We start from the raw sequence: 17,454 nt of genomic DNA on the forward strand, positions 1-17,454 counted from the left end.
TCGTCTTGCAGGTCGGCTTCGGAGGTCTGCTCATGCTGCCCGGCTAGCATGCTGGATTCACGAGATGAATCCCCTGGATTTGCGCAACAACGCCCTGCAGCATGCACTCAGGCCGCCAAAGTCCGGAGAGCGGGACTTAGCCGTCGTTGCGCTATTGAGGCAGCTCACCGTAGACTGGAAGCAAGGGCCAATGATCCACGCCCTCGCCCGGCTCGTAGTCGAAAAGAAGGAATACGGTCCGGATACTGGGATGAGTCTCAATGTTTTCCCCTGCAAGCCACCCCTTCGCTGCTGTCGAAGTCAGCCAAGTCTCAGCTGCGTGAATGAGCAGTACATCGATTGCGATCTCAACTTTCTCATATTCTTCCCTTTCCTGTAAATCAATTCCTGCAAATTTGAAATAAATCTCTCTTTCGACCATTGCATATCCAAGAACAACTGACCAGCGAATGGTGTTTCACCTCTCGCGGCTCTTCTTTTATGCTCTTTCTCGACCAGTTGCACGAGTTCTACGTTGAGATGCTGGCCGTTGATTGGAACGAAGAAGTCCGGTGGATCATTTATATTCGACAGAGGTGTGTCCACTTCAACACCAAGCTCCGCCTTAATTGATGCACGCCATTCTTCAATGGTGTTTTCCTCAACGATGCGCTTGTCGTCGGCGCCATCGTGGTTGAAAACACCGGCGTAGCCATGGCCCCTATTCATAATGTGGACCCAGCGTTTCAAATCATCGTTCTTGTCGCCTTCGGCCATCAATCGCTCTCCGTCACAACATAGTAACCGAGGATAGGAGTTCGGCAGTCCATTGCAAAGGCGGCAGTGTGATAAGGGCTCGGCGCGGACCTGCGGCGGCGCAGCATGGCGCCTGAGCGCCTGGCGCACCGACTCGGGCGCTCGCTGCCGATAGCCGCCGTTCGGTCCCCCAAGCCCGATCCAGCAGCGGATCACGGAAGCGGCCGTTCATCCCCGCTGCTGCATGCACTCAGGCCACCAAGGTCAGCAGTGCGCCGACGAAGCGGACGTTTAACCGGCTTGCGGACCGAGAATTTCCGAAAGCGCCACCAAAAGAGCTTCGTCCTGATAATGCCCGGCGGCGAAGGACAGGCCGACCGGGCAGCCTTCGGCCGCCAGCAGAGGCGCCGAGATCTCGGGAAGGCGCCCAACCCCTGAGAATGCCGTAAGGGTCATCGTGGGATCGTAGAACGCCGTCACCGCCTCGAGCGTGTCAAGCGTCCCTTTCAGCGGCGCCGCGGTCGGCGTGGTCGGGAAGCAGATGATCGTGCCCGGTGGAAGCGCCGCGTTGATCTGCTGGAAGAACCGCTCGCTTCGCGCCAGGCTTTCCAGCGCGGCGATCCGGTCGAACCGCCGCACGTTGCCATATGCCAGGGCGAAGGTCGCGCCCAGCTCGGGCCGGGTGGCCTCGATCCAGTTGCCGACCGTGCTCTGGAATTCCGCCGTCTGCAGGTCGCGCAGCGCCTTCAGATTGCAGTCGCTCAGGGGCACGTCTTCGCCGATGAGCTCGCCAAAGCGGATCGGCTCGGCGACAAGGCCGGTGCACCGGTTGATCTCGTCCAGGGCCGCGCGCAGCTGTTGCTGCACGGCGGGCAAGGCGAGCTCGACCGCGTCGCCCAGCACCAAAAGGCGGCGCGGCGCGGCCACCGGGGCTGTTCGGCTGTTCAGCAGGACACGCGCCACGGTTTCGAGCAGCGGGAGGCTCGCGGCAAGGATGCCGACCGTGCTGACACTCGGCATGAAGGGAAGCACCCCCGCCTCGGAGATGCGATGCAGCGAGGGACGCATTCCCCAGATCCCGCAGAGGCTTGCCGGAACGCGCACCGAACCGCCCGAATCCGTGCCGATCGAGAAATCGGCCAGCCCGTTGGCAACGGAAGCGGCCGAACCGCTCGACGATCCACCGGGCACCCGCCCTGGCGCCTTGGCATTCTGCGGCGTGCCGAAAAACTGGCTTTCGCCATCTAGGCTGTAGGTGAACTCATCCGCGACGGCCTTGCCCACACAGCGCGCCCCGGCGGCAAGAAGCTGATCGACGCAGAGGGCGTTGTGGACCGGCGCGGGATGGGTGTCCCGCCAGGTGGGGCTGCCGAAGGAGGTGCGATGCCCGGCGATGTCGATGTTGTCCTTCACAGTGAAGCACGCGCCGCTCAGGGGCCCATCATTCAACGGTGGAAGATCGAGCGCCGCCACGAGAGCGTTGATTGGATCGCGGGAAGAGGCTGTCGACATGCCTGCGGGTACCGCGACGCGCCCGGAGGGGCAAGTGGTCGTGCTCCATCTGGCCCAAACCTGCGCATTCCGCCCGTTCGGACGAGGCGCGCCGTCCGTCGAGATGGGCCACTGGGCTTGCCCCATCCGCCTTTTCGAAGCCCGTGCTATCATGGGGTACCAACGTCGGATTGGTGTCGTGGCGGGGCGAGGCGGATGGGAGGAACCGTCATGCCAACTGCCAACCTGCCTGCCATTCGCGCCTGCCGCCCGGCCTGGAACAAGGGCCGCGTCGTCGGCCAGAAACGCCCGCTGATGCCGAAACACGTCTGGGCCATCCGCGTGCGCCTGGAGATCGCCGAGAACCACCGCGACCTCGCCCTGTTCAACCTCGCCATCGACAGCAAACTCCGGGGCTGCGATCTCGTGAAACTCAAGGTCCCGGATGTCTACGCGGCGGGTCAGGTCAAGGAGCGTGCCTCGATCATCCAGAGCAAGACGCAGCGCCCGGTCCGGTTCGAGATCACCGAAGGCACCCGCAGCTCACTGGCGCGTTGGATGGGCGAGCCCCTGATGGTCGGCTCGGAATACCTCTGGCCGGGGCGGTTCCACGAACGCCTTCACATTTCGACCCGCCAATACGCCCGCCTCGTCCGGGAATGGGTGCGTTCCATCGGGCTGGACCCGACCTCCTATGGCACGCATTCCATGCGGCGCACCAAGGTCGCCCAGATCTACCGGAAGACGGGCAACCTGCGGGCGGTGCAGTTGCTGCTCGGGCACACCAAGATGGACAGCACCGTCCGCTACCTCGGCGTCGAACTCGAGGACGCGCTGGCGATATCGGAGAGCGTCGAGATATGAAAACGACGGGCCGCCTTCACAGGCGGCCCTTAGGCAAAGAAGCTGTCGTCCTGGACATCGCCGCGCAGCACGGTCGCGGAATACTCGCGCAGTTCGCCGCAGATCGAGGCCATGTCGGCCCCCGCCGAGGTGATCGCCCAGTCGATGGGTTGCGCCCGGGCGATCATCGAATTGACCACCACCTCGGCCAGTTCGCGGTCGGTCCAGCGGTGCACCTCGTCGCGGGCGACAAAGCTGGGGTTGATGCCATCGGCCGAGTTGCCGTGGCGGCTGGTCCTGCGACCTGCTGCCCGCCGAGGATGCCACCAACCGCCACATGATCTGCGATATCCGCGAGGTGCTGGATCTGGGCTGGGATCTGCTGGCCGTCATGCACCCGCCCTGCACCCGGCTCTGCAATTCGGGCGTGCGCTGGCTGCATGTGCCGCCGACCAACGCCCCGGCCGAGGCGCAGCCGGACGAGCGCGCCGCCTGGCCGAACCTGCCCGAAGAGGCTCGCCGCGCCATCATGTGGCGGCTGCTCGACGAGGGCGCCGCGCTCTTCTCGGCCTGCTGGCGGGCGCCGATTCCGCGTGTCGCGGTCGAGAACCCAGTGATGCACCCGCTTGGCCGCGCCCGCCTGCCCGGCGACCTGCCCAAACCGCAGATCGTCCACGCAAGGAATATCGCCGCACGCTCGACCAGATCAGAGCGAAGAACGGGTCGAAGGATTTCACGCGCCTGCGCCGCCGCGACGTCATCGCGGCCCGCGACACCTATGCAGGGCAATGGCGAAAAGCAAACGCGATGGTCGAAATGCTTTCCATACTCGCGCGCCATGCGCGGGATCTGGAATGGATCGACTTCAACCCGGCCGAAAGCGTCGAGAAGCTCAAAGGCGGCAGTTACGAACCGTGGCCGCCCTGGGCACTTGACGCCTTTTCGCGCGAAGCCGAAGGCACCGCCTTGACGGCCTGCCGCCTGGGCGTGGGAACGGGCCAGCGCCTTGGCGACCTGTGCAAGATGGAATGGGACCACTATGACGGCGACGCCATCGCTGTCGTGCAGGGAAAGACCGGTCAGCGCCTATGGGTGGCATGCCCTTCCACCTCTACTGGGGCGACGACCGGGCGGCGCTGCTCGAGGAAGTCACCAACTGGCCGACCTACTACCCCGCCGACCTGAGCGGCGAGGCCGTGGCCCAGGAGATGATGGCCCACTGATCCGACATTCCCGGGCGACCCTGCGGGGCCGTCCATGACCCACACCATCGGCACGAAGGGACCTGACATGCCATCCACGGACATGCGCGGCGAACGGCAGTGAGGTCCCGCTCTCCCGACTTTGCGGCTCCAGGGCGCGCTGCAACAGCAGTGAACGGCCGCTTTCGTGATCCGCTGACGGATCGAGCTTGGGCGACCGAACGGCGGCTATCGGCAGGGAGCGCGCTGTGCGGCTCAGCGCGCGCTCGACGTCGCAAAGACAGGTTTCTGCGATTTCGTGCCGTCCTGGGACGACGCGACGAACCGCCTTCGCGTGCTACTCCCAACCGTCATCCAAGAAGCTCTTGAGATCAAAATCAGGGTCTCGCGCTCCCATGCGGTCAACCTGATCCTGGATCGGTCGCAGGCGTTCGAGCAGGTTCTGTCCAGCCCGTAAACGAACGAATTCGCGAAGCAGCTGCACTCGTAGCTCATGATACTCCGCAGTTTCCACATCGACATCGCACATGGCCAAGAGCAACTGCCCCAGGCGTTCGATGTCATCATCCATGGCGCGACCTCCTCATGGTTTCTCCACATGCGGCAACCTGCGATCGCTCATAGGCGCGAACGTGCCGACTGCCGCAGCGGACTGTCGGGACCCCTTCCCTATCCAGCCGACGCGCCAAGTGGATCGGGGCCACCATGGATGCTGAAGCGAGTTGTCCAAGCGTGAGGAAACGCGTCTCGAAGTCCCGAATGCTGGACCGGGTGATCAGGGTGTGTCGGTGATTGGTATCGGCGTTCAGACACGTCGCGTGGCCAAGATATCCGGCGTCCCGAAGCGCCCGAATGGCTCCAACCCCGATCTTCAGGTACGATGCGGCCTCAAGCACCGTCAGATCGCGATGCGCGAGCGGGATGTCACGCGCTTCGATATCGACGTCTTGCGGTACAAGGATCGCCTGAAGACCTGTCAGGTCTGCGCCACGGGAGAGCCCATCAACCTTTCCCTCCTGCCAGAGCGTGATCAGGCGAACCAGTCCAATGCGGTGGTTTCGACAATGGCCGCGAAGTGGAAGGTAGGCCCCGGCACCGGGCATTTCAGGCAACGCAGTGACGTCTGCCAGAAGCCGGCCCACATCCTCAGCGTATACGTAGCGCAGCGCAGTGCCAAACCGGATTGAGCGTAGTATTCCCTTGTCGATCAGCCCCTTCACCTGCGTCGGGAGAACATTCAGCGCGGCAGCCGTGGATTTGAGGTTTCGCAACCCGCTCCAGAAATCGATCGCCCTGGATAGCTGCTCCGGCGTCGTTTCCGTCAGCGCCCCGGACTGGGCCTCGGACAAACCATCGACATGGCCGATCAGCCGTTTCAAGAGCGCGCCCCCGAGCCCGGATTGCCTGCGCGCGGTATCGAACGACATGCGCCGAACATCTGGCACCGGCCTGCCCAGCACACGCTTGTTGGGCTTCATCGTATAGTTCCGCACCGCAAAAGCGTGAACGCAACCCAAAAGGTCCTGCAGCTCCGGGCGCCCGCGCGCGGCGCGGAGCCACGTGTAGAACGCGCCCAGATCGGTTGAGAAATACGGTCGGCGTGAGCGGGAGCGCGCTTTGAGCTCCTCCATGCAACGCCAGAGGCTGTCCGGACCGGCGGAAAGAACCCGCAGCCCTTCGACGCAGAACTGGCGCTCCTGGTCCTGACCGAAAGTGGAGAAATGCTGCAAAGGGGCGCCGCAAATGGCGGCACCCAGCGTCATGCAAGCCCCGTGCAGATGAGTGAGTTCCAGCCCCCCGAGCCAGTCGGCTTGGGGACCGCGGTAAATCCTGCGGCGCACATAGGCTTCGAACTCGGTCGCCTCACAGGTCTGCTGCCGGTCCGCAGCCTGCTTCACCAGATCGCGGTGGAGATCGACCTGGGCCACCACATCGTAGGTTTCATGCGAGGTTGCGGCGCGCGGGAGGTCCAGAAGCGCCGTCTTGTGGCGTTCGCATCCGGACAAGCACAGGACGTTCCATTCGAGCATTTGATACGCAGCAGACCGACCTCCGTCCCCGAGCGCCTCTTCAATGCATGCCGGACAAACCCGGCTGGACGTGCGCCGAAACACGCCGGTGCTGCTCCTGGTCCGGCCGACCCTGTAGTGACCGGCCCGGACCTGTTGTGCGCTCCAAAGCTCAAGATGCTGCAGGTCCAATCCGCCGACGTCGGCGAGCAAGGCAAGTTGATCGGGGTAGCCGGAACAGAGAAGTGGCCACCGCATGCCCATGTCGGAACAGAGATCTCGCGGCGGGACACCATTTCGGGCAGAGAGCCGGGAGACAATGCTCGCAGGGGTTTCGCCGCCGAAGGGAGAAACGGTCAGACCCAGCCGCACATTGCGTATGTCGTCCTCAGGCATCGTGGTCCCCCTCATCGAAGCACTGGCGTGGATCGATCCGGTGGAATTCCTCGGCGAGAAACGGGTTGAGCCCCGGCCCGACAGCAGTCCGCATGTGGTAAACCTCCGCGAAATGCCGTCTGGACAGACATGCCTCCAAACCGTTGGACCGGAGAGCGCGCGTCAGCGCCTCGACGATAAACTGGGCGAGCAACCCGAACTCGTAGTCGGCCGCGTGCATGAGGCGTGACGCGAACTCCGCCTCTCTGACGTCTTCATCGCGCGGCACCTTCGCCCTGTCGCAGTAGCGCGCCACAAGACCAAGGACCTGATCCTGCCCTGCATATGGCGATAGGCGCTCGATTTCGATCGGATACATTCGGCGTGCCAGCTGCGCGTCCTGATTGATGATCGACTTGAGGCCGGGCATCCCGGTCAGAAGCAGGCCGACGGGCCACTGACTGTTCTCCATCAGGGACTTGAGCGTATTGACGATCGCCTGCCGCTCCTTGTCGGTCTGGTGCTGAGCCAAGTCCTGCGCCTCGTCCATGTGCATGAAGAGGGTTTTTCGCAACTTGAACTGTTGCTTCACGAGCCCCCAGATGACCGGTGCGGACCGATCGCGGACAAGCGGATAGCCCGCGGCGTGCAGCGCAGCCGTAGCGACGAACTTCATCGTGGCAGGCGAAGGCACCTTGAGGCTGATCATCTCATTCACCCCGTCCGGGCCGGCAAACACAAGCCTTTTCCGGTAGCGCCGCCTCAACTCCTGAATCGCCGTCGTCTTGCCAGCCCCTGAGCGACCGACGAGGACGATGCCCCTGAGGTCGGATACAATGCCTTCGGCGAGGTCCGCGCGCCTCTGTTCGAGCAACTGGTCGAAATACTCATCGAGGCGGTCGTAGGCCATCGTCGGGACATAAGCGGCCCGAATGTCCTGAATGATCTGCCGGACCTCAGGATTACTCTTGTTCGTCTTCATCGCTGAACCTCCATTCGGTCCGGGGATCGTCAGGCGGCTGGATCTGGTCAGAGACATCGTTGACCGAGAGCGCGCCTTCGATGCCTGCCCCCTTTGATGCGGCAATGTCGGCGAGCCTGCCGGTAAGGCTCGCCGTCCCTTTGGCTGAAGGTTTCTCGACGACCTCTCCTGGAACAGCCCCGAAATTCAGGCCGTAGAAACTCTCGTGCTCAGCCCTGCGAATATCCCTGGCCGAAACGGTCAGAGGGCCGATCTGACGCCAAGCGCGTTGGTGATCATCGACCTGCTTGATACGCTCGAGGGCGGCATCGACGACCTCGATATGGAGGCGCGCGGCAGCCTTGTTCGACCGTCGCAGTTCCCGGATGGTCGCATCCCAGACGGCGAGCGAAGTACCACGCGCATTCGGCAATCCAGCCGGGATTGTATGCCATGCATCACCGAACCATGCAGAGACGTACCCCATGTCCTCGGGGTCGATGCGAAGGTCGACCTGCTGCGGCCCGCGCCGCTGGAAAAACGCGGCGAGCTTGCGGCTTGTGTAGGCGATGCCGCAGATAAGGACGCCGTGACGACCAAGCTGACGCTTCTGCGGGATGCCCAGGAAATGGCGGAGCAAATGAGGTGATTTGGGTGGGCTGTGTCCGTAGAGCCCAATTAACCGGTCCCAGGTATCTGCAGGTGTCGCATACTCCAAACCCCGATGCGCTCGGTGGTGGTAGGCATCGACGACAAAGCGCACCATCACCTCTGCGATGCTGTCTGCAGTATGGACCACACACTTGTCAGACGGGTAGTCTCCGCGTTCTTGCGGATTGCTAAATGTTCTGCCGGTCAGGAGCGGCATGAACATGGTGCCGAGTGTCCGGAAGACGCGTTCAATGCGTCCCCGCAGCTTGGGAACGCCGGCTGGCAGCACTTCGTAGCCGATCCAGAGGTCTGCGAGCGCCGCCTTGAACTCCGGGTTGACGAACGAAGCTCCGTTATCCACCACCACGTTGAAAATGTGGCCGTGCTGGCTCCACTCCATCTTGCACCCCAGCTGTTTCGATATCTCGCTCTTGTTCCGCATGGCCAACCATAGGGTTGCCAGTGCAGTCTCGTGGCTCGGCGTTCTCGCCATCTTGATGGCCAGGATCACCCTCGTCGCGGCATCGATTGCGACGCAGACCCAGAAGCGCCCTGTCCGAAGGTCGTCGAACTTCGGCTCGCTGACATCGATCCCGGCTTCTTCCAGCATGGCGATGAGGTCGATCTGCCACTCGTCCATTTCGATGCGCTGCAAGGGCGCTTCGATCTCAAGACCCTGACCGTAAGGTCCCAACTTGTTCTTGGCCTTCGCTACTCCTTCCCGAGCCGCGCAGACCTCGAACTGATCGAGATCGGCAATGCGTCGTCTTACCGTGCTCTCGGAAACCTCCCGCTCCGGCGGCTGATCGCTCAGCGCAAGCGACCTGTTCAGTTCACGAATAACCCGATTTGCCTCTTCCGCGACGTGAGGAATGAGGACCCGGCCTGGATGCAGATATGTCTTGATTGCCGTCTGTATGGCACTCTCGACCTGAGACGAGACCCTCTTGGCATTGGCGCCGTTGAACCGGCTTTTCTTGACGAAACACATGGGATCACGTGTTTTCTCCCAGTCTCGCACCCAGGCCATGAGGGCTGTCCGGCCTGGGTGCTTCATGGAGAGGAGCTTGCCCAATTCCGCCTCATCCCCGCCAAGGCGTATCTGCTCCAATATCTTGGCCTCGACACGTTTTTCCAACCGAGGGAGGAATGCGACGCAGGGGTCATTGGAGCGGCTTACCTCACCGTTCGCCTCCGCTTCGAGAAAGCACTCGACGTAAAGCTGCTTGCGGAAGATCTCAGCTTTTTCGGCTGCGCCCATCCGACTGATGAGCGCGCTGCTCGCCAAGGCGCGGCGGGCAGCTTGCGCACCGGAAAAGTAGCCGTACTCGATGGACGCCTTGCACTCATCGATCATGCGTTTGACATCGGCATGGCTGAAGCAGAGCAGGTCCGAACTACCGTCCAATGGACGCAGCTCCAACGTGCTATCCGAGACGCCACAGACCACATGCACGGCGCCGCCAATAATCAGGGCATCTGCTTTGCTTATGCGCAGTCTCACTGGCATCACTGCGCCTCCAGCAGCGAAAACATGCTGCTTTCGGTGATGGACCGAGACAGGTCGGTGAAGACGACGCCGTCGAAGATCGTCTTGAAGCCTGCGCGAAATGCCCGCCCCTGCAGGCCGGTCGCGGCGACGACCTGCCCCAGAGACATCTCGCAGTTCATGCCTCGGAGCACCTGCTGAACCGCCTCGTCTGCTTCAGCATCCTCGACTTGCCGGAACATGTGAAGCAGCTCCGCATTGCGCACTTCCGCCGCGGAGAAGCTACTATCCGTGACGAGCAGCGCGTGGTCCGCGAATTGCTTGGCGGTCTGCGCCCTGATCAGCGCGAACTCGCGGTCGAACCCGTTTCGTTCGACCAACTCACCCGGCTTGACGGCGATCGCGATCCTGTTCCCGCCGTCCAAGGTAACGAGGAAATCGAAGGTGTGCGCCTTCCGCTTCCCCGTCTGGTTTCGATAGGTGATCTGAGGCGGCTGATCCCAGATATCGGCAACCCCAGGCTGCGAGAGCAGCACCAGGAGACACGTTCGCTCAAGGTGGCTTTCGAAGATGAGCTGCCGCCAGGCGGCCCCGGAGCGCAGTTTCGCGAGCACGAACCCTCGTGCGCTCGCCCGCGATCGGGCCGGGAACATGCGGGTCGCGCGCGTCCGCTCCGGCGGGACGTACGGCCCCCCCGAAATCTTCGTCATACACGGGCTGTTGCTCCCCGCACCGCAGGCATGCCTCCCGGTGCAACGGGGTCCTCTTTCAGTGAGACACGAGGCTCCGGCCCGCAGAAGTCTCTGCACGCTTGACCGGGGCCGAAAGTTGGGTCATGAGTGAGGTGTATCGGGCTGAAACTTGATACACCTGAAGGGCCTCGCGAGCTGCAACTCCGAGGCCTTTTGCCTTTCTAGGTCATGGTCCGTTCCCCTCTCTGCTGGCAGGGAACAGATCTTCCGGTGCCTTGCCCACGGCCAGAGCCAGGGCTTCTTCAATGCGTTGGGACCGGCACATCCGCTTGCCGACCAAGGTCATCGCGGAGTCGCTGACCCCGAGCTCACGCGAAATCTGCGCCAGTGATGTCCCCCGGATCCTGAGTTCCGCCTTCAGACGCTCATGAGCGTCCAGATCTGCCTTTGTCGGGGTGCGCATCGGGTCGATCTCCAGGTTCTGAGAAAGCAAAAGGAGCTGGATTCATACTTCAGCTAAGGAACTCCATCCGAAGCAGTCAATCGCGCAAGCTATTGCCGAAAAATAAAAATATAACCGGACCGTTTGGTCCGTACGGACCGATCGGTCCTCTGCCCTTGTTTTCTTGACCGCTGACACATGTTCCGAGCTAAGGTTCCTGAGAAACCTTGAAAGCGCAGCCACTGGATCACCGGATTTGGTCACTCCGCAGGAAGACAACGAATCGATTGTTCAGCGGGTTGGTGCCGCAAACCTGCTGGCGCTTCGGGCGTCCACCGGACTGAGCCAGGCACAGTTCGCTGCAGCCATTGGTCTGTCGGAGCGCGCCCTGCGCCGCTATGAACGTGGAGAACGCGAGCTGCCTCAGGCGACAAGGCTGGCCGTCATCGAACGCTTCAAGTTCGACCTGCTCGCAACCGACCGGCTCGCCACTGAGGTGGGCGCGGCAAAGGTGATGCTCTCGCCGATGCCAACGGCGGCCATCCGTGAGCCAAGGGACTTCTGGGCTTCTCTGAGGCAGGAACAGAAGGTCTTCCGGGAAAAGAACTATACGCGGCTCGGGCAAATCATCCTGACATGGCGCGACCACGCCTATTTCACCGCAACCGCGTACTTCGCTATGAAGCATCTCTCCTTCGCGCTCGACATCCCCTTCGGCATCGAAGTCCACGGCATCGACTGGATGTTTCTCGCCTCTGCTGCCACGATCCTGCTGCTCATTTCTTCTGTCGTGGCGGAGATGCCGGTTTTCAAGGTGGCGCGCCACCTTCTGCGGGTGGGGAAAAGTTACTTTGATGCACGCGGAACCCTGATCGCCCCTTCGCGCCCCCTGACGCTCACCCCATTTCGCCAGCTGGCAACGAAAGCAGCCCACTCCATGCCCCCTTCACCTCGATGATCCGCATGTGCGTAGCCGCGCCGTGCGACTCAAGCCTCGCTTTTTTGAGGGGGCTCCATATATTGAAAGGTATCCCTGCCATGGTGGACACGAAATGATCAGGGCCGCCGCCAAGACCGAAGACCAGAGGCCTCACCCGCCTATCTCCCGGTTTCGGGCCAATGCAAATCACGTCGGCCTCGGCTCTATTCTCGTGCCTTTTCTTGCTGCTGCTGGGCTCATCGCGGTCACCGCCGCCGTTGTCACGGTTTTCACCTAGCAGGTGAGCGGCCCCAAACGGCCCTTGCTTCGCGCTGCCGAGCAGGCCGGTGGACTGAAACCCCGCATGAAAGCTTGACCGTCAAGTGAGTTGCGCGCCCAGGCATCTCTCCTGACGTAACGGAAGATCGATCTGCTCTCGCTGCGCCAAACGGAATGGCCTGCGCTGAGAACGGACTTCCCCTCAGCCGTCAACCCGCCTCGGACACATCGATGAGACCATTACCGTCCTCGGCCCTTGTCCATCAGGCCAAAAGCGACAAATTGCCAAATGATTGTACAGTTTCGAAGAACCCGACCGCTTCCAGAACGCGCTCGCTGCCGATAGCCGCCGTCGAGCGCCCAAGCCTCCACGGCGTGCGGAACCACGAAAGCAGCCACACATCGCGGTTGCAGCACGCCCCGGAGCCGCCAAGTTCCGGAGGGCGGAGCATTGCTGCCCTTTGTCAGGCGAGACTGGACAGATCGAGTATCGGTTTCTGGCCCCCCGGTTTTTCGACCTCCGCAAAGGCCTGCCGCCACTCCCGGGCCGGGAAAACCCGTGGGGGTGAAGGCGGGGACTCTGCGAGCAGCGGCCAAATTTCGGCAAATGCAGCCTGCATGCCCTGTCCCGCCAAAACCGAGAAGTGATCCCGCATGTGAAACCGGTGATAGGTCGCCCTGACCCCGGCCCCGAACTCGACTGGTTTGCCCGTCAGAAGGCCGTAGGCAACAAAATCCGTTTCTCCGCGCATCCGTTCCAGAACACATCTTGCGATGTCGCCGCCGAGGGCGTCGAATGCGACGTCGGCTTGGGCAGAGGCGGTCAAAATGGCTCTAATATTGGCTGTCGAGATCGGTTCGATGCCCACCCGGCGCAACCGGTCTTTTCGGTTCTCCGAACGATAGATCCCCATGACGCGCTTGGCTCCCTGGCTTATAGCCCAGCGTCCCAAGTGTTCGGAACAGCTCGATCCCGCGCCACTGAGGAGCACAACTTTGTCACAGACGGGCCAGAGCCGAAGCATCGTGGCAGCGGCCATCGGATTGATATACGCCCGCGCCGCAACGAGGTCGGGAACCGCGTCGGGCACCTCCACGGCATGATGGGCGGGACAATCGACCTGGGTCTGCCAGGTGCCTTCTCCGCGCAGGGGCAGGACACGACGACCAACCATGTGAGAGAGGCCGTCAGGCGCTTCGACCACGCGCCCGACGCCTTCGTATCCCGCGACGGCTGGCAGCGAAATCCGATGAGCATAGGCCCCCGTGATTGGTATGAGATCGGAGGGGTTGACCGGCACATATGAGACTGCCACGCGAAATGAGCCGGGAGCGCGTGGCGGCAGTTCGCGATTGAGCATTTCAAGAGTCGATCGCGGTGCCCCGAAAGTTCTGTAGATGAATGAGGTACGCATGGGATGCGGGGGATTTTTCCAAGGCATGTGTCGCCTTAGCCCATAACATGACTGTCGGCAAAGGGCCCGGAGCGGACCTGCGGCGGCACAGCATGGCGCCGGAGTGCCTCGGACCGCCCGCTCGGGCGCTCCCTGCCGATAGCGGCCGTTCGACGCCCCTGCCGTTGCCTGTTGACGAATCGCACAAGCGGACGTCCGCTTGGCTGATGAAGCTGGCCACAACCGGAGGAGCAAACGGCCCAAAACCGACCTTCGCGCAATGCGCAGCAGATGACCGGTCCCAGCCCGAGCGAGGTGTTCATCCCAAGCACCGCAGACCAACACACCCAAGCCATGAGCCCCTTTAAGCCCGACGTCACGACCCGGCTAGCGTTACCCTGAAATGACGCTCCTCTTGGCGCAAGCAAAGGCAATGCGGGACTGAGCTTCCCTGTCATGCAAATCGCCAAGAGACTGCAATTGCCAACCCATGCAAGGACATGTAGCTTCGCTACTCGAAGCACAACAAGTAAACCCAAACGCTGGGTCTCTGCCTCACCCGCACGTTGCTGAGCAATGGAAACAACATTGGCCGGGTGGTGTGGGCCAATTTCTTATTTAGAGCAACAGGCTCAACAACGAAGGACCTGCCTATGGCGATCAAATCCATAATCGTCGAGAACTATAGAGGGTTCCATAAAGAAACGCAGCTGGACGTCAAGCCAATAACTATATTGATCGGAAGAAACAGCTCAGGCAAGAGCTCACTGATCAGACTCGTTCCTTTGCTACAGCAGTCAATTTCGACGGCGAGCTCGGCGCCGCTTCTGTGGGACGGCGACCTAGTGGATCTCGGAACAATCACAGATGTGGTGTCAAGAAAATCGCCGAAATCCGAGGTGAGAATTGGGTTTCTTTTTTCCGCCCCAGATTTCTCCAAGCAGATCAGGGCTTTTTCGAGATTTTTTTATTACCACGAAGACGTCGCTGAGCTCTCAGAAGACTCAACAGATGTAAAGTACATCATGAGACTAGCAAACGACAATGGAAGAACGCTATTTTCAGGAGTAACTTTACGTATTAATAGTCAAGAGTTGGTGGTCGACTGGGACGATAACGGCCTCATTAACCGCCTAGAGTTAAATGGTGAACGCTACTCTCTCGACAACCTAAGCATGATGGCATCAACTGGCGACCTAGTTCCATCCATTTCTCGTTCACCTTCCATGTCTGAGACTGGAGGGAGAACATTTACGCGCCCATTCTTCTATCCTGAATTTGCTGAAGCAGTTGAAAAAGTGCTTCATGGCCGCCTCTCTGGGGATAAAGCCGATTTCATTGCTAGTCGCTTGGGGTTTTACCCGAAGGAACGCATGAAGGAGCAACTTCTACAGCTTCCACATATTGTGAAGAAGAGGGTGACAGAGGCTAAGTCAGCCGAAATATCCAACCTATCTTTTATAAACCAACTTCCTGAGATTCTAGAATATATTAAAGAGGAGATCCAACGTTGCTTCCTGAATTCTGCCTATATTGGTCCGGCACGAGCCAGTACGGAGAGGTTTGATAGAATCCAAGAGCTCGCCGTCGACAGACTCGCATCAGGTGGGGAGAATACAGCGGTCTACCTGCACTCAATGAATGATTCAGATGCAGCGACATTTAATAGGCTAATGAACGTCGCAACTGGGCACTCCGTTAAAGCCGAGAATTCGGGCCCAAATCATGTCAGCGTTTTAGTTTCCGCTCCTGGGACAACGGAATGGGAGAACGTTGCAGATGTTGGCTTTGGCTTCTCGCAAATCATTCCTGTCGTTGCGCAGCTACATGCTGTGACCGAGCGCCATGTCGATAACAAAAGGCGATCGAGTTCTGAGGCATTTTATGCTGTAGAACAGCCCGAACTGCACCTCCATCCAGCGATGCAGGGTAACCTTGCAGATCTCTTTGCTAGTGCAGTAAACAACGCCAACGATCGACAATTGGGGCTCAGAATTCTGGCCGAAACGCATAGTCAGAACATCGTTACAAGTTTAGGATTTATGATCGCCGCTGGAAATCTGCAGGCTGATGACGTGAGCATTGTATTCGTGGAGAAGGACTCCGAAAGCGGCGAGAGCTCACTACGCACGATGGCTTTCGACGAGAATGGGGAAATACCCAATTGGCCAATCGGCTTCTTCTCGGTGTAAGTGCATGATTGTAAATCTTGACGCAGAGTTCCTAGAAATTGCCAAGCCGGCGTTTTTAGAGCACGCAGCTCTCATTGAGTTCCTGCTGCTTCGTCATGCCGAGAGAAGAATCTTGCTCTCACTCCCCCCCGCCATCATTTCCAGGGTGGAGCGAGATTTACATTTGGGGGTCCTTTCAGCGGCCACTTTGAAGTCAATAAAGGGTAGATACCTTGACTATGGTTCAGTGGGAGCATCGGTTAAATTTTCGATACGAGTGCTCCCAGATGGATCCGAGATCGTCCCCACGGTAAATCATGAGGTATTTGCGGCGAAGTCGGATGTGGTAATAAACTTCCTCAAAGATCCGCCGAAACTGTTCTTAGAAAATGCGCCGAATGATGGTAGATTTTATAAACTTCTTGTCGAATTATTCCATAAGAAGAGTGGGTTTCCTTCAGGCTTATGTTTTTCGGAGACATTTCATGGTGGAGGCACAGCGCTCGGTGCAGCGATGGCTGATCTAGACACCAAAATTCTAGCGGGCATTTGCATTTGTGATCGCGACACCAGTGGCGTTGCGCCACCTTTTCCGAAAGGCAAAACTGGCGAAGCTGCTCTAAATGCCGCAGTTTCAAAGGGCGCATTCACGAATGGTGTGTCTTTGGTCCCCGCGCATCCGTTTTTCGCGCTTCTCGCCACTCTCGGTTGGAGCATGGAGAACTACGTTGGACCCAATCTCTTAGATCTCTATTTTTCCTGCAACCCAGGCGCCTGCGATTTGAGGCCAAAGTTCTTTGAAGCTTTCCCGAATTTCCCGGAGCTTTCAGAGCGTGAGTCTCGGGAATGGTTCATATCATATCTAAAGGAATTTCAAGACGGAGCTTCCGTGGGGGAAGGAGTTAAGCGTTTGCGCGGGGATACCTCTGGCGCCAGAAATGGGGCAATTGGCGCCTTGCAGATTCCCGGATCGACAATTGATTGGGCTTTGGGCAATGCGAGAGGAACGCGCTACAGCAAGGAAATTATGACTGCGATAAATAAAGATCTGAGTATTGAGTTTTACAGTGATGGAGTTAGGGAAATCGCGACTCGCTATGCTGAAATTTTCACCGCGGACAGCAATGCAAGTCTTATCTGACGTGATGAGTGTTAGGAAGATATTTAAGGCGGGCGCCCTTCGGATTGATTTCGACATTCTTCGTAGTTCTTTGTCCGCGCGTTCTTCTCACTTGTTGGGATACTAGATTGAGGAAATGCCCAAGCTTCGTCCAGCAGCTCTGGTACTGTCATATTTTGAACTAACTCGTTTGCTTCGGGTGCGTGTCAAAATCCCACGTCCATTGTGGTCGGACGAGATTTGGGTAGCCCAGCCCCCATCTGTCTCTGCGCATCCCCGTCATTCATGCGGTGTGCAGCGAAGGGCAGATCCCCGCCGATACTGTTGAAAAACTCGGTTGCGGGGCAGCAGAGAAACAATTCATAGAACATGGTTCCTCCTTTTTGCGAGCTCGCTAGGCAAACAGACCTTTTCTTTCCCTTTGGAGAATAACGTTCCAAACTCAGGCGGCCTCTCGGCCTCGGCCGGAGTTTTTCAACACAATCCGCCCAGACTTCCGAGATCCGGCCGACCCGGGGTCGAGGCGTGGTGAAGGTCCGGTTCGGGGAAACTCGGCTGATGTCTGGGAACGGGGCCGAACGGCCGCTCTCCGCCCTGAATGACGCATATTTCATCTTGGGCAATCGCTCTTTCGCCCCTGCCAGGAGGGCCTGCTGACGCCCGGCGCGTTCGGGCTGCCAT

General features: G+C 59.8%; 15 protein-coding genes and 2 pseudogenes. 6 read left to right on the plus strand and 11 right to left on the minus strand.

What is annotated here, in order from left to right; translation table 11 throughout:
- Positions 1-300 precede the first annotated feature (300 nt).
- Both C8N38_RS21275 and C8N38_RS20500 read right to left on the minus strand, forming a co-directional pair.
- Complete coding sequence (locus C8N38_RS21275; protein WP_146176343.1) at positions 301-756, minus strand: hypothetical protein; 456 nt, start codon at positions 754-756, stop codon at positions 301-303.
- 270 nt (positions 757-1,026) lie between these two features.
- A complete protein-coding gene (locus C8N38_RS20500) occupies positions 1,027-2,208 on the minus strand; it encodes an amidase family protein (RefSeq protein WP_215731188.1) in 1,182 nt (393 codons plus the stop codon).
- Between the two features lie 249 nt (positions 2,209-2,457).
- Between C8N38_RS20500 and C8N38_RS20505 the strand changes: the two genes are divergently transcribed.
- Positions 2,458-3,090, plus strand: a complete 633-nt coding sequence (locus C8N38_RS20505) for a tyrosine-type recombinase/integrase (RefSeq protein ID WP_108028972.1) — start codon at positions 2,458-2,460, stop codon at positions 3,088-3,090.
- A 29-nt stretch (positions 3,091-3,119) separates the two neighbouring features.
- On the opposite strand, the gene C8N38_RS20510 is transcribed toward C8N38_RS20505, so the two are convergent.
- Entirely contained in the window at positions 3,120-3,305 is a 186-nt protein-coding gene (locus C8N38_RS20510; RefSeq protein ID WP_245895830.1) for a terminase large subunit domain-containing protein, read from the minus strand.
- Between the two features lie 101 nt (positions 3,306-3,406).
- Here C8N38_RS20510 and C8N38_RS20515 point away from each other — a divergent pair.
- Positions 3,407-3,742 (plus strand): annotated as a pseudogene (locus tag C8N38_RS20515) (hypothetical protein); the annotation flags it as partial.
- Positions 3,743-4,172: 430 nt separating this feature from the next.
- A pseudogene (locus C8N38_RS20520) lies at positions 4,173-4,292 on the plus strand (ZinT/AdcA family metal-binding protein); the annotation flags it as partial.
- 316 nt (positions 4,293-4,608) lie between these two features.
- Here the strand turns inward: C8N38_RS20520 and C8N38_RS20525 are convergent.
- The 6 genes from C8N38_RS20525 to C8N38_RS20550 all read right to left on the minus strand — a co-directional run bounded on the left by C8N38_RS20525 (position 4,609) and on the right by C8N38_RS20550 (position 10,911).
- Positions 4,609-4,842 (minus strand): hypothetical protein, encoded by a 234-nt coding sequence (locus tag C8N38_RS20525; RefSeq protein WP_108028973.1) that lies wholly within the window; start codon positions 4,840-4,842, stop codon positions 4,609-4,611.
- Complete coding sequence (locus C8N38_RS20530) at positions 4,835-6,676, minus strand: TniQ family protein (RefSeq protein ID WP_158272402.1); 1,842 nt, start codon at positions 6,674-6,676, stop codon at positions 4,835-4,837. The genes C8N38_RS20525 and C8N38_RS20530 overlap by 8 nt, the downstream gene beginning before the upstream one ends.
- Positions 6,669-7,637 carry an ATP-binding protein gene (locus C8N38_RS20535; RefSeq protein ID WP_158272403.1) on the minus strand — a complete coding sequence of 323 codons (969 nt, stop codon included), beginning with the start codon at positions 7,635-7,637 and terminating at the stop codon, positions 6,669-6,671. The genes C8N38_RS20530 and C8N38_RS20535 overlap by 8 nt, the downstream gene beginning before the upstream one ends.
- Entirely contained in the window at positions 7,618-9,777 is a 2,160-nt protein-coding gene (locus tag C8N38_RS20540) for a Mu transposase C-terminal domain-containing protein (RefSeq protein WP_108028976.1), read from the minus strand. The genes C8N38_RS20535 and C8N38_RS20540 overlap by 20 nt, the downstream gene beginning before the upstream one ends.
- Entirely contained in the window at positions 9,777-10,370 is a 594-nt protein-coding gene (locus C8N38_RS20545) for a TnsA endonuclease N-terminal domain-containing protein (protein ID WP_158272404.1), read from the minus strand. The genes C8N38_RS20540 and C8N38_RS20545 overlap by 1 nt, the downstream gene beginning before the upstream one ends.
- Positions 10,371-10,674: 304 nt before the next feature.
- Positions 10,675-10,911, minus strand: coding sequence for a helix-turn-helix domain-containing protein (locus C8N38_RS20550; protein WP_108028980.1), 237 nt, complete (start codon positions 10,909-10,911; stop codon positions 10,675-10,677).
- Between the two features lie 235 nt (positions 10,912-11,146).
- Here C8N38_RS20550 and C8N38_RS20555 point away from each other — a divergent pair, with 235 nt between their 5' ends.
- Positions 11,147-11,848, plus strand: a complete 702-nt coding sequence (locus C8N38_RS20555; protein WP_158272405.1) for a helix-turn-helix domain-containing protein — start codon at positions 11,147-11,149, stop codon at positions 11,846-11,848.
- Between the two features lie 704 nt (positions 11,849-12,552).
- Here C8N38_RS20555 and C8N38_RS20560 read toward each other — a convergent pair.
- Positions 12,553-13,530: a zinc-dependent alcohol dehydrogenase family protein gene (locus tag C8N38_RS20560; RefSeq protein ID WP_425440068.1), complete on the minus strand. Its 978-nt coding sequence runs from the start codon at positions 13,528-13,530 to the stop codon at positions 12,553-12,555.
- Between the two features lie 605 nt (positions 13,531-14,135).
- Between C8N38_RS20560 and C8N38_RS20565 the strand changes: the two genes are divergently transcribed.
- Both C8N38_RS20565 and C8N38_RS21280 read left to right on the plus strand, forming a co-directional pair.
- Entirely contained in the window at positions 14,136-15,674 is a 1,539-nt protein-coding gene (locus tag C8N38_RS20565) for a DUF3696 domain-containing protein (RefSeq protein WP_108028979.1), read from the plus strand.
- A gap of 4 nt (positions 15,675-15,678) precedes the next feature.
- Positions 15,679-16,794, plus strand: coding sequence for a hypothetical protein (locus tag C8N38_RS21280; RefSeq protein ID WP_146176344.1), 1,116 nt, complete (start codon positions 15,679-15,681; stop codon positions 16,792-16,794).
- 185 nt (positions 16,795-16,979) lie between these two features.
- Here C8N38_RS21280 and C8N38_RS21760 read toward each other — a convergent pair.
- On the minus strand, positions 16,980-17,454 hold a 475-nt coding region (locus C8N38_RS21760), incomplete at its 5' end, for a hypothetical protein (RefSeq protein WP_215731189.1).

This window comes from Rhodovulum kholense (assembly GCF_003053725.1).
In the GTDB taxonomy this organism is placed as follows: domain Bacteria; phylum Pseudomonadota; class Alphaproteobacteria; order Rhodobacterales; family Rhodobacteraceae; genus Rhodovulum; species Rhodovulum kholense.

What these genes read in the sequence shown, in the direction of transcription:
- C8N38_RS20505 (WP_108028972.1), top strand. Translation starts at nt 2,458, where the DNA reads ATGCCAACTGCCAACCTGCCTGCCATTCGCGCCTGCCGCCCGGCCTGG.
- C8N38_RS20535 (WP_158272403.1), bottom strand. Translation starts at nt 7,637, where the DNA reads ATGAAGACGAACAAGAGTAATCCTGAGGTCCGGCAGATCATTCAGGAC.
- C8N38_RS20560 (WP_425440068.1), bottom strand. Translation starts at nt 13,530, where the DNA reads ATGCCTTGGAAAAATCCCCCGCATCCCATGCGTACCTCATTCATCTAC.
- C8N38_RS21275 (WP_146176343.1), bottom strand. Translation starts at nt 756, where the DNA reads ATGGCCGAAGGCGACAAGAACGATGATTTGAAACGCTGGGTCCACATT.
- C8N38_RS21280 (WP_146176344.1), top strand. Translation starts at nt 15,679, where the DNA reads ATGATTGTAAATCTTGACGCAGAGTTCCTAGAAATTGCCAAGCCGGCG.
- C8N38_RS20530 (WP_158272402.1), bottom strand. Translation starts at nt 6,676, where the DNA reads ATGCCTGAGGACGACATACGCAATGTGCGGCTGGGTCTGACCGTTTCT.
- C8N38_RS20565 (WP_108028979.1), top strand. Translation starts at nt 14,136, where the DNA reads ATGGCGATCAAATCCATAATCGTCGAGAACTATAGAGGGTTCCATAAA.
- C8N38_RS20550 (WP_108028980.1), bottom strand. Translation starts at nt 10,911, where the DNA reads ATGCGCACCCCGACAAAGGCAGATCTGGACGCTCATGAGCGTCTGAAG.
- C8N38_RS20540 (WP_108028976.1), bottom strand. Translation starts at nt 9,777, where the DNA reads ATGCCAGTGAGACTGCGCATAAGCAAAGCAGATGCCCTGATTATTGGC.
- C8N38_RS20525 (WP_108028973.1), bottom strand. Translation starts at nt 4,842, where the DNA reads ATGGATGATGACATCGAACGCCTGGGGCAGTTGCTCTTGGCCATGTGC.